The sequence below is a fragment of the Chitinophaga sp. CCNWYY40 genome (assembly GCF_037483205.1).
Classification (GTDB): Bacteria; Bacteroidota; Bacteroidia; order Chitinophagales; family Chitinophagaceae; genus Chitinophaga; species Chitinophaga ginsengisegetis.
This window is the reverse complement of the sequence record NZ_JBBHLF010000001.1, coordinates 814160-825931: the sequence shown is the minus strand read 5'-3', so window position 1 is coordinate 825931 and position 11772 is coordinate 814160. Positions and strand designations below refer to the sequence as shown.

Genomic DNA, 11772 nt, shown 5'->3' with positions numbered 1-11772 from the left:
TTATTGCCCGTAATAGGAATTGGGGCCGTGTTTACGTTCAAAATGTTTCCGGATCAGCGCATCTTTCAGTCGTGGTGCATTGCCGTTAATCGACTCCGTGAGATACGCCATTTGTGCCACTGATTCCAGTACGGCGCTGTTGTATACCGCTTTGGCGGGAGTTTTTGCCCAGGTGAAGGGCGCATGGTTTCCTACCAGGATCATTTCAATGTCTTCGTAGGTGAGTCCCCGTTCCGTCAGTGCATTCATGATCTGGAAGCCGGTCTGGTATTCGTAGTCACCGGCAATCATCTCGTCAGACATGGGCGGGGCGCAGGGAATATCTACTGTATTATGATCGGCGTGGGTGGTGCCATAGATGGGAATATCGCGCTGACTCTGTGCCCATGCGGTAGCATAAGTGGAGTGGGTATGCACGATACCGCCAATATGTTCCCAATGCTTATACAATACAGCGTGGGTGAGGGTATCAGAAGAAGGGCGCAGTTGCCCGTCTACTGTTTTACCATCAAAGTCCACGATCACCATTTTTTCGGGAGATAGTTCCGCATAGGGAACGCCGCTGGGTTTGATGGCAAACACGCCCAGCTCCCGGTCGGCCGCACTTACGTTTCCGAAAGTGAAGATGACCAGTCCCAGTGCAGGCAGTTGCATATTGGCTTCGTATGCGGCCTGCCGGATATGTTGATACTGTTGCATACAAAAATTAGTCAATAGTGATGGCGGCAGTAAATGCGCCTAATGCTTTATACTTCTGGTACCTGTTTTCGTATATGCCAGCGCGTTGGGCATCCGGGTGATAGGTTACTTCAAATCCCTGACCCATTGCTTCCATCGCATCTTCCACCCTGTTAAACAATCCTGCGGCAGTGGCAGCAAACATGGCCGCACCAAGTGCGCAGGTTTGTTCTGAGCGGTGAATACGGATCGGCATATTCATTACATCAGCCATCATTTGCATGATGAACGCAGATTTTTTGGCTACACCGCCGATACCTATCAGTCCTTTTACGGGAACGCCTTCCCTTTCAAATCTTTCCACGATAGCTTTGGCGCCAAAGCAGGTAGATTCCGCTACGGTGCGGAAAATGCGGGGTGCGTCTGTAGCGAGGTTCAGGCCGGTGAGGGTGCCTTTGAGCGACTGATCCGCGTCTGGTGTACGGCGGCCATTGAGCCAGTCGATACCCAGTTCGCTGTGTTCTTCCGGTGGGATCTGCGCCGCCTGTTTAGCCAGTTCGGTGATCATCCTTCCGGAAGTTTCCTGCGCCAGCTTAGCGGCGGTTTCCGCATCAATCAGGGAAGACGATGGCAGGAGATGTTGTAACGGCCACGCCAGTACGTTGCTGAACCAGGCGTATGCGTCGCCAAAGGCCGACTGTCCCGCTTCCATGCCCATCATACCAGGGATCACGGAGCCGGGTACCTGTCCGCAGATACCTTTTACCAGTTTATGTTTCATTTCCTCCATTGGCGCTACCAGCATATCGCAGGTAGAAGTGCCCATTACCTTGCTGAGGTGGTAGGGTTCTATTTGTCCGCCTACAGCACCCATGTGCGCATCAAACGCACCGATGCCAATCACTACACTGGTGGGAAGCCCCAATCGTTCTGCCCATTCGGGACAAAGATGACCTGCGGCTTCGCCGGATGTATATGTTTTTGTAAAGAGCTTTTGTGTGAATCCCTGCAGTAAAGGATCGATGGCGGAGAAGAAAGCATCCGGCGGAAGGCCGCCAAATTCTTCTGCAAACAGCGCTTTATGTCCTGCGCTGCAAACACCACGTTTCAGCTGGCTGATATGTTTCCCGCCGGAAAGGAGGAACGGTATCCAGTCGCAATGCTCCACCCAGGAATGAGTGGCATTTCTAACGGTTTCATCTACACGAAGAATATGCAGCAGCTTTGCCCAGAACCACTCCGACGAGTAAATACCTCCTACAAAGCGGAGATAATTTTCTTCAAACGTAGCGGCGGTGGCGTTGATGGCAGCAGCTTCCTTCAGTGCGGTATGATCTTTCCATAACACAAACATGGCGTTCGGGTTATCGTGGAAGGCCGGCGTGAGCGCCAGCGGCGTACCCGTTTCATCAACAGCTACCGGTGTGGAACCAGTGGTATCTACCGAAATCGCTTTAATATTGGCAGCAGCTCCAGGGCCGGCCTGTTGCAGGCATTGGCGGATGGTGGTTTCCAGCCCTTCTACGTAATCCAGCGGGTGCTGGCGGAACCGGCTCTGGGCTGCGTTGCAGTATAAGCCGTCTTTCCAGCGCGGGTAATAAAATACTGCCGAGGCGATTTCATTCCCGTTATGTACATCTACAATGATAGAACGTACCGAGTCGGTACCGTAGTCTACCCCTATTACCCAGGATGAATTCATATTTAATGTTATATTGACACTTATAAAAAAAGGTAAAAAATTACGAATGACGGCGGGTGGGTAAAATATTGACTGGATTCCAGTTCAGTCAATCCACCACGCCGTTATTCGTTACTTTAACTCCAGCACTACTACTGAATAAGGAGGCAGTTTTACGCTGACCGTATTATTTTTTAGCGTAGCGCCTTTAAAATCCACCGGTTTAATATTATCCGGCTTTGTAAAGCTGTTATAGTTCTGCAACTTGGCAGAGGCCAGCAGTTTACCGCTGATGGCTTTATATGCCTGGCTGCGGGTGTCCAGCGTTACTTCCTGTGTTTTATGGGCATCAATATTCACGAGGGAGATATGCGTGATGCCATTTTTATCTTTGGAAGCAGAAGCAGAAACTGCCGGCAGCTTTTCGTTTTCAAACGTATAATCGTTGGAGTGAATATCTACCGGGATGAGTGTAGCATCCTGGTGTACGTTATACATCTCCATTACATAATAAGTAGGTGTGAGTACCATCTGATCTCCTTTGGTAAGAATAACAGATTGCAGTACATTAATTGCCTGTGCGAGGTTGGCCATACGCACGCGGTCGGAGTGATTATTAAAGATGTTCAGCGTAGCGCCGGCAATCATGGCATCGCGCATGGTGTTCTGCTGGAACAGGAAGCCGGGATTCGTTCCCCCCTCCACGTTATACCATCCGCCCCATTCGTCTACCAGGAGCGCTATCTTTTTCTTCGGATCATATTTATCCATGATCGCTGTATGCTTGCTGATTAAGGTGTCCATCAGCAGGGCAGATTTCATGGTAGCGAAATATTGTTTCTCCGTAAAATCAACCGCATCGCCTTTATGGTTCCAATCCACCGTAGAGTAATGGTGAAGGGCAACGCCATCGAGTAAATTTGCAGGGATGTTTTTCATGAGTACTTCCGTCCAGTTGTAATCTCCGTCGCTGGCGCCGGAAGCAATACGAAAGAGAGGCGCATTTTTCCAGTCGCTTTGCATGAAGGTGGCAAACTTGCGGTAAAGATCCGCATAGTATTCAGGACGCATATTACCGCCACAGCCCCAGGCTTCATTGCCTACACCCCAGTAGCGTACCTTCCACGGCTCTTTACGGCCGTTTTGCTGACGCAGGTCAGACATCGGACTTTTACCGGAGAAGTTGGTATACTGCACCCAGTCGGCCAGCTCCTGCGCAGTACCGCTACCCACGTTACCGGACAGGTAAGGCTCTGCTCCCAGTTCCTCGCACATGTTGAGGAAGTCGTGCGTGCCAAAACTATTATCTTCCGTTACATTTCCCCACCAGGTATTTACAATGGTAGGTCTTTTATCTTTCGCCCCTATCCCGTCTTTCCAGTGGTAGGTATCTGCGAAGCAGCCACCCGGCCAGCGGAGATTGGGTATTTTCATTTTACGCAACGCCGCGATCACGTCTTTGCGTACCCCGTTGGTATTGGGGATATGGGAAGTATCACCCACATAAAAACCACCATAGATACAATTTCCCAGGTGCTCCGCAAAATGACCATAGATATTGCGGTTGATAACTTGAGTTGGCGCATCCGGACGAAAGGTAACTGTATTTTGCGCTTGTGTTGTTTGCGTGGAAAGCAACAGGCCCAGGATACCCGTACGGATATAACGATATTGTTTTTTCATAACGAGGTTTTAAAAAATCCGGTATTACAGCACTGTTTTGCTGCGATAATTCAAAAGAACAAAATAATTGTCACATTTACAATTAAAACAGTAAAAAAAACATTTAAAGGCAACAAAAGGCCGATCTATGGCTTATTTTACCCTGTAAATATTTTTCCTGGAAAGATGGAAATCATCAAGATAGTGCGGATTTACCACCGGGTATTATAAATGGGATGGTTGGTTGGGCCGAACGTTAGCGCCCGCCGGTCCAACCAGCAATATTGCCGTTATTAATTTACTGCGGCGGCTTTTCAATTCACACCGGAATTTCGATATTTGCGTAAAAATCTGCACAATCCATTCTTATGCCATTCACCAACCTGGAACTCTTGTCCCTTTGTTTGTTATTATTAGCGGGCTGTGTGCATTCCCCATCTCCCGGAAAAAAAACATTAACAGCAGATACTGTTGCGCTGCCGGCAGAACAACATATGATTATGCCGGCCGGTTCGCGGCCCGTGGACATTGAAGAAGACAGTATGTTTATACCCGCCGACGCCGAAATACGTATACTCACGGCCACGAAAACGGTAACCGGCACCAGGTACCCTGAATACATACAACAGTGTAATACCTGGAGGCTCAGTAATCCTGATATTGAAAAGATTTTCCGTAACAGCCAGCCGGCAGAGAATACTGTGATCCACTACCTGTACAGTACAATGGAATGTGAGGTAAGGGGACAGGTAATGATTAACGGCGATACCTACCAGTATATCATTAATGCCGGTTCCTGGTTTCGTTTGTATAACCGCCACCATAGCTATTCTTATAGCTGCTCCGCAGAAAACTGCCGGTATTTGTTCCTGGAACATGAGGAGGAACATGACGGGAAGTAAATTTAGCCGGAAGAATTACCTTTGCTTAATTTTTTTACTATGAGGCATTTTATACTGGCGAGTACGTCCACGTTGTTTGGAGAGGCCTACCTGGCGTATCTGCAACCCGCTATGAGGGCATTGTATGCAGGAGTGGAAGAAATTGTGTTTGTTCCGTTTGCCCGTCCAGGCGGTATTTCCCACGACGATTATACCAGCAGAGCGGCGGAAGCTTTTGGAGAGATTGGCATCCGCGTGCGCGGACTCCATACCTTTGATGATCCGGCAGCAGCCATTAAAAATGCCAGAGGATTTTTTACGGGAGGCGGCAACACCTTCCTGCTGGTAAAGCAATTACATGAACAGGGGCTGATGCCTGTACTCCGCGATGCAGTGAACAACGGCGCCCCCTATATGGGATGCAGCGCCGGCAGCAACATCGGGGGAGTAACCATGCAAAATACCAACGACATGCCCATTGTGTACCCACCCAGTTTTGAAACAATGGGACTGATCCCTTTCAATCTTAATCCACATTATCTGGACCCGCAGCCCGGCTCACAGCATATGGGCGAAACCCGTGAAACGCGTATCAGGGAATACCATACCCAAAATACCACGCCGGTACTGGGCCTCAGGGAAGGCAGCTGGATCTATGCACAGGGCGATACGTTAACCCTTAAAGGCACGCTGAGCGCCAGGATCTTTGAAGCTGGTAAAGACCCTTACGAACTACCCGCAGGCAGCTCCCTGATCCATCTGAAATAAAAATCGGGGCGACCCTTTAAAAGAACAATCATTCTTTTATCTTTGCGCCATGCGCGCAAAAGACGACAATAAAGAATGGACCATCCGGGAAAAGGCCATAGAAATGATTGTTCATGAAGGCTTTGATGGCCTGAGCATGCATAAACTGGCCAAGGCGGCCAACATTTCTGTGTCTACCATCTATATCTATTTCCGGAACCGTGAAGATCTGCTGAACCAGCTATATACGGCAGTAGTGGAAAATTTTGTGCAGCATAGCCTGAAAGGGTTTGACCCCGACATGGACTTTGAAGCAGGTTTATGGCTGCAATGGAAAAACAGGTATGAATATGTACTAAGCAATCCGCTGCATTACCATTTCTCAGAACAGTTCCGTAACTCCCCCCTGATCAAAAGGCAGGACGATGCACCGGAAATTGCTTTCAAAAAGGCAATGCGGCGGTTTGTGGCAAATGCAGCAGAGAAAGGCGAGATAGTGAACCTGCCGCCGGAAGTATTCTGGGCCCTTGCCTATGGCCCGTTCTACACCCTTGTTAAATTCCACCTTGATAACTCGGCGATGTCCGGCGTTCCTTTTTCACTGACTGATGAGTTGTTGCTGCTAACCTTTCAGCGCACCATGAGGGCACTGCGGGTGTAAGGAAATTACAAACTCAATCCGCCATCGCAACGTATTACTGTTCCCGTTATATTACCATTACGCATCAGGAAAAGAATAGTATCTGCTACTTCTTCAGGCTCTCCTACCCTGCCAACAGGCAATTGAGACGCATACTGCTGAAAGGTGGCTGCTTTGGCATCTGCCGGGAGGAAGTCCCACCATGCCGTATTTACCACACCCGGTGAAACAGCGTTTATGCGTAACGGTTGTATTTCTTTGGCAATAGAAGGAATCATCAGTTCCAGGGCACCATTGATAGCTGCCAGTCCGGATACGCCCGGCGCCTTGCTGATAGCCGAAATAGCGGTGATCAATGTAATGCTGCCACCTTTATTCACGTAAGGCAACGCCGCCTGGAGCGTGTTCAGCTGCGGCCAGAACTTGCCTTCAAAGCCATCGCGCAGGTCCTGTAACGACAGGTCCGCAAAGTTACCGGCGCCTTTGGCGCCGCTCAACGCAATCACCAGGTGGTCAAAATTGTGCTGCGAATGAAAAAATTCATCCAGTTCTTTCCGGTTGTTGCTGTCCAGCGCCGCTGTTTGGATACCGGGGTTTTCTTTTGCTGCTGCTGCGAGCTTTGCAGCAGCACGGCCGGTAACGGTTACATTCGCTTTTTCTTTTACCAGTATTGCGGCAGTAGCCAATCCTATTCCGGAGGAGCCACCGGCAATAATTACTTTTTTACTTTCAAATGAGTCCGACATGTTATTGCTGTTTTATACCCACAAAGTTGGAGTATAATACGCCCTTCACTGTTACCGGAATGATGCATCGTATTAACCCGATCATGCATTTTTACGGAATGCCAGCGGCGTTTGCCCGGTCTGCTCCCGGAAGAAGCGGTTAAACCCTGCCGGGTCGCTGAAATTGAGCTGGTAAGAGATTTCTGCCACCGAAGTATCCGTATACCGTAACACCGCTTTCGCTTCCTGCACCAGCATCTCAGCAATGGCATCTGAAGCCGTGTGGCCCGTTACCTCTTTCACCACACGGTTAAGATGATTAGGCGTTACACCCAGCAAAGCGGCATAATCTGCTACTCTTTTTTTAGAGAGAAAATGCTGGCTGACCAGCTTCTTAAACCGGGGCACCAGGTAAGTGCTTCGTGTATCCGTAGCCGTTAAATGGAGTTGCTGTGCCACATAACTTCTTTTTACTTCCAGCAGTAATAAATAGAGATACATCCTGATTGCTTTCTCGCATCCCGGCCGGTGATGTTGCAGCTCTTCATTGATCTTACTACAAAAATCCGCCACCGCTGTTATTTCCGCCTCCTGCAATTGTATAAAGGGCACGCCTGCGTAATCGAAGAAGGGAAACTCTTCCGGAATTTTATCTACCGGGATAATTTCCTGCAGAAAATCTGCATTAAACAAAATATAATAGCCGAAAGTATCTGCACTGATATTGCTTTTACTGAACACCTGCCCCGGAAAAGTAAAGCTCAATGTGCCGGGCCGGTGTTTAAACTGTTCCAGTCCCAGCTGCACATCCACGCTGCCCCTGAGCGTAATACTAATCCGGTAAAAGTCGGATTTCAAAGGTCCCACTGCCGGCCGCAATCCTTCACTGGAATAGATTTCCATGCCCGCAATCTTTTTCTCCGGTTCCAGGTTATTATAACCAAAACTGGAAGTATCTGCCTCCTCCCGGTGAAGGTGACGGAAATCGTTCAATATATACTGCGGTATTTCCGGTTTGTTGAGCTTGGTTTTCCTTGTCATTTGCCTATATTCGTTCTTTAAAAATAGATAAATATTACCAATGGAGTTAACCACCCTGTATCGCCCGGTAGGACCAGATGAACTGGTTTTGATTGAACAATCCGGCTGGAAACGCTTTCCGCCCAGAAGACCGGACCAGCCCATTTTTTACCCGGTGATGAATGAAGCATATGCCATCCAGATATCTGTGGAATGGAATGTGCCGGCGTATGGATCGGGCTTTGTCACTAAATTTTCCGTGAACAGCGATTTCCTGAAAAGGTATAATGTTGAAAATGTAGGCGGCGACATTCACAATGAACTGTGGGTACCGGCGGAGGAGCTGGAGGAGTTTAATGATAATATTGTGGGAGCGATTGAAGTGACACAGCGGTATTATAAGGATGCGAAATGAAAGGCGCGGTTTTAAGTCTCTTGTCTGACTTCTTTCTTTATGTTAGCATAGCCGGAGGAATACTCTTTCTGTTCTTTTGCCACGCTTATACAAAAACCGACAGGATCTTTAAAAAAGCGCTTTCTTCCAGGAACTTTGAGTTGATTAAAATTGAGCATACGCATCTGACCTTTGCAGTTACACCGAAAAGAAAATGGTGGTCGAAATATATCAGGGGACAGTACGGAAGACCCTGGGAGGTTATTAAATACAGAATGATTACGTTTAACCATTCTGGGAAACAGCAAACAATGCTGGCCGCAGTTTACCTCGCGCCTTTTGTGAAACCGCAGTTGTTTTTTGAGAAGAACATTAGCAATATCAACGCTCCAGTTCTTTAATCGTTGCTTTAATAAATCCTGCCTTATCCTTTTTCACCTCTTTCAACAGCGCTTTTCTATCTTCCGGGATAGAAAAATATTTTTCTGCCCATAAATTTATTTCAATCATTACAGGAAGTAAGTCAATCCCTTTTCGGGTTAACCGATAGAGCACTTTGGCTTTACTATCCGGGTGCGCCAATTTCTCAATAATCTTGTTTTCTTCCAGTGCCAGTAACCTGGCGGCTAAAATATTAGTAGCTATCCCTTCCCCGGACTTTAAAAAGTCTCCGTAAGTGCACTCTTTTGCAAATAGTAAGTCCCTGACAATCAATAGTGACCACTTATCTCCCCATATATCCAGGGAACAACTAACCGGGCAATCCGACCTTTTTTTGACTTTAGACATAAAAATATTTAAAAACACTTGCATTTTGCAAGTAATTACTATCTTTACACTTGCAAAATGCAAGTAAAGTTACAAAACAACATAAAATGAAACAAACAATTTTAGTAACAGGGGCTTCTTCGGGTTTTGGCCTCCTCATTGCCAATAAACTTCACGAAAGCGGCTACCATGTAATCGGAACAAGCCGCAATCCGGATAAATATAAAGCCACACTGCCTTTTAAGCTATTGCCATTGGATATTGCGGACGATCATTCCATCGCATCTTTTGCCAGGCAGCTGTTCAGTGAAATCAATCAGTTAGATGTATTAATTAATAATGCAGGATATTTGGTAACAGGGCTCGCCGAAGAAACTTCTGTAGAATTGGGAAAACAGCAACTGGAAACAAATTTTTGGGGAACTGTTAAGCTCACCAATGAATTGCTCCCTTATTTCAGGAAGCAGAAGCAGGGCAAAATAATTACAATTGGCTCTTTTCTTGGCTTAATCGGACTTCCTAATGTTGCTTACTACTCCGCTTCTAAGCATGCCCTGGAAGGATATTTCAAATCACTGCGATTTGAACTGAATCAATTTAACATCAAAGTAAGTATGGTCGAACCTATGGGGTTCAAAACCAACATTGGAGAAAACGCGATTGCATCAAATGGGGGAATTAGCGATTATGATGTGTTCCGGCAGAAAATGGATGCGTACACAAAAAAAGAGTTTGATAAAGCAGCCGGGCCTGAGCCAGTTGTAAATACAGTGTTGAAAATTGTGAATGAAGAAGATCCTAAATTCAGCTCTCCTGTAGGTAAAGGTTCTTCTGTTATTCTTACGCTGCAACGTTTTGCCTACAGCGTTTTTGAAAATACCATTTTGAAAAGAGTGAATGGTGTGCAATAAAATTTAAAAAACGATGAAAGCATTTATTATACATCGCTACGGCAAGAAAGAACAATTGCACCTGCATGAAATCGCGGAACCCGTTGTAAAAGAAAATGACGTGCTGATTCAGGTATATTCCGCCAGTGTGAACCTATTGGATTCAAAAATCAAAAATGGTGAATTCAAACTTATTCTACCCTACAAAATGCCGCTTGTTTCAGGACATGATGTAGCGGGTGTGATCATCAAAACAGGCGCTAAAGTCAGCCGTTTTAAAGTGGGCGATGAAGTATATGCACGGCCGGCAGATCATCACATCGGTACGTTTGCGGAGCTGATTGCCATCAATGAAGCCGATGTGGCGCTTAAACCCCAAAAGCTCACCTGGGAAGAAGCGGCATCGATCCCCCTTGTGGCCTTAACCGCCTGGCAGGCGCTTGTTGAAAAAGCAAACCTGAAAAAAGGGCAGAAAGTTTTCATCCAGGCAGGCTCCGGTGGTGTGGGTACCATTGCCATTCAATTGGCAAAATACATTGGCGCCACTGTGGCTACCACAACCGGTACCGCAAACGTAGCATGGGTGAAAGCACTTGGTGCAGATGTAGTAATTGATTATAAAACGGAAGATTTTGAAACCATTCTCCGCGATTATGATGTGGTGCTGAACAGCCAGGATACCCAAACACTCGAAAAATCCCTCCGGATACTCAAGCCAGGCGGAAAGCTGATCTCGATATCCGGCCCTCCCGACCCTGCTTTTGCAAAAGAATTCCGGCTGGGCTGGCCGCTGAAGATAGTCATGGGGCTGCTGAGCTTTGGCGTACGCAGGAAAGCAAAACGCCTGGGCGTAGATTATTCTTTCCTTTTTATGCGGGCAGAAGGTAGCCAGCTAAGCAAGATAACAGCGCTTATTGACGCCGGGTTCATTAATCCTGTTGTCGATAAGATCTTTCCATTTGAGAAAACAAACGAAGCATTAACCTATGTCGGGAGCGGGCGCGCAAAAGGGAAGGTTGTCATCAAGGTTATCTGAAATTACTTTTAAGCCCTCAATAAATTTAGCAGCAACGCTGCCGGCCTCCCGGCAAATTTATCCAGTTCACCCCAACCATTGTTTTTGTAACCGGCTGCTGTTATATTTGAGCGAATGTTAACCTTTAAATCGTTAGTAATGTTCGAAACAACAGCACGTGAATTCCGTATAGGCGATGAAGATGGTTTTATTGGGATTGTCAATGCCACCGCTTATCATTCCTTTGTTGACAACGACTGGGAACTGGGTCAGTTATTCCGTCATTTTACGCAGGCGATTAACGATGAAACACTGATCGTTTGGGAAACTTCACCGGGAGGTGGGGATTGGACGGTTGAATTCCTGGAGTCCGCCTCCGGGAAAGATGCATTCCGGCAATTTGAAAGTTCCATTGTAGTAACGGATGGCAGATTGTATCTGACGAATTATACAGACCTTACTATGGCAGCACAATTTGAAGATTGCGTAATTCCGGATAAGCTAAATGCAGATCTGTATATTACGCTGACGCCAGGAAGGTATCACTGCATGGTACGGCAAATGTTTGTTCCCGGAGACGAAGGGGACCGTTTTGAGGTAATACTGCAACCCACAACACAAAAAGGGGATAATGTCAGTGATGTATATTGGAATACCAGCTTCTAACCCAT

General features: G+C 47.1%; 13 protein-coding genes. 7 read left to right on the top strand and 6 right to left on the bottom strand.

Annotated features, from left to right (window positions below; all coding sequences use genetic code 11):
* From V7S65_RS03450 to V7S65_RS03440, 3 genes are all read right to left on the bottom strand, one after another.
* Positions 1-699, bottom strand: coding sequence for an L-ribulose-5-phosphate 4-epimerase (locus V7S65_RS03450; protein ID WP_079468210.1), 699 nt, complete (start codon positions 697-699; stop codon positions 1-3).
* A gap of 7 nt (positions 700-706) precedes the next feature.
* Entirely contained in the window at positions 707-2380 is a 1674-nt protein-coding gene (locus V7S65_RS03445; protein WP_079468211.1) for a ribulokinase, read from the bottom strand.
* A 111-nt stretch (positions 2381-2491) separates the two neighbouring features.
* Positions 2492-4042, bottom strand: coding sequence for an alpha-N-arabinofuranosidase (locus V7S65_RS03440; RefSeq protein WP_336386177.1), 1551 nt, complete (start codon positions 4040-4042; stop codon positions 2492-2494).
* A 347-nt stretch (positions 4043-4389) separates the two neighbouring features.
* Here V7S65_RS03440 and V7S65_RS03435 point away from each other — a divergent pair, with 347 nt between their 5' ends.
* The 3 genes from V7S65_RS03435 to V7S65_RS03425 are packed head-to-tail and all read left to right on the top strand — an operon-like array spanning position 4390 to position 6310.
* Positions 4390-4923 carry a hypothetical protein gene (locus V7S65_RS03435; protein WP_079468213.1) on the top strand — a complete coding sequence of 178 codons (534 nt, stop codon included), beginning with the start codon at positions 4390-4392 and terminating at the stop codon, positions 4921-4923.
* A 39-nt stretch (positions 4924-4962) separates the two neighbouring features.
* The gene (pepE, locus tag V7S65_RS03430; protein WP_336386178.1) at positions 4963-5670 is read left to right on the top strand and encodes a dipeptidase PepE; all 708 of its coding nucleotides are present in this window, start codon (positions 4963-4965) and stop codon (positions 5668-5670) included.
* A 49-nt stretch (positions 5671-5719) separates the two neighbouring features.
* Positions 5720-6310 (top strand): TetR/AcrR family transcriptional regulator, encoded by a 591-nt coding sequence (locus tag V7S65_RS03425; RefSeq protein WP_336386179.1) that lies wholly within the window; start codon positions 5720-5722, stop codon positions 6308-6310.
* Between the two features lie 5 nt (positions 6311-6315).
* Here the strand turns inward: V7S65_RS03425 and V7S65_RS03420 are convergent, their stop codons facing one another.
* Positions 6316-7035: an SDR family oxidoreductase gene (locus tag V7S65_RS03420; RefSeq protein WP_336386180.1), complete on the bottom strand. Its 720-nt coding sequence runs from the start codon at positions 7033-7035 to the stop codon at positions 6316-6318.
* An 81-nt stretch (positions 7036-7116) separates the two neighbouring features.
* Entirely contained in the window at positions 7117-8055 is a 939-nt protein-coding gene (locus V7S65_RS03415) for a helix-turn-helix domain-containing protein (protein WP_336386181.1), read from the bottom strand.
* A gap of 40 nt (positions 8056-8095) precedes the next feature.
* Here V7S65_RS03415 and V7S65_RS03410 point away from each other — a divergent pair, with 40 nt between their 5' ends.
* Complete coding sequence (locus V7S65_RS03410; protein ID WP_336386182.1) at positions 8096-8449, top strand: ADP-ribosylation/crystallin J1; 354 nt, start codon at positions 8096-8098, stop codon at positions 8447-8449.
* Between the two features lie 360 nt (positions 8450-8809).
* Here V7S65_RS03410 and V7S65_RS03405 read toward each other — a convergent pair whose 3' ends face one another.
* Positions 8810-9217, bottom strand: a complete 408-nt coding sequence (locus V7S65_RS03405) for a winged helix-turn-helix transcriptional regulator (RefSeq protein WP_079468219.1) — start codon at positions 9215-9217, stop codon at positions 8810-8812.
* 86 nt (positions 9218-9303) lie between these two features.
* Between V7S65_RS03405 and V7S65_RS03400 the strand changes: the two genes are divergently transcribed.
* The 3 genes from V7S65_RS03400 (at position 9304) to V7S65_RS03390 (ending at position 11767) form a co-directional block, all read left to right on the top strand.
* Positions 9304-10107, top strand: a complete 804-nt coding sequence (locus V7S65_RS03400; RefSeq protein WP_336386183.1) for an SDR family NAD(P)-dependent oxidoreductase — start codon at positions 9304-9306, stop codon at positions 10105-10107.
* 13 nt (positions 10108-10120) lie between these two features.
* Positions 10121-11122, top strand: coding sequence for an NADP-dependent oxidoreductase (locus V7S65_RS03395; RefSeq protein WP_336386184.1), 1002 nt, complete (start codon positions 10121-10123; stop codon positions 11120-11122).
* A gap of 138 nt (positions 11123-11260) precedes the next feature.
* Complete coding sequence (locus tag V7S65_RS03390; RefSeq protein ID WP_336386185.1) at positions 11261-11767, top strand: hypothetical protein; 507 nt, start codon at positions 11261-11263, stop codon at positions 11765-11767.
* Positions 11768-11772 lie beyond the last annotated feature (5 nt).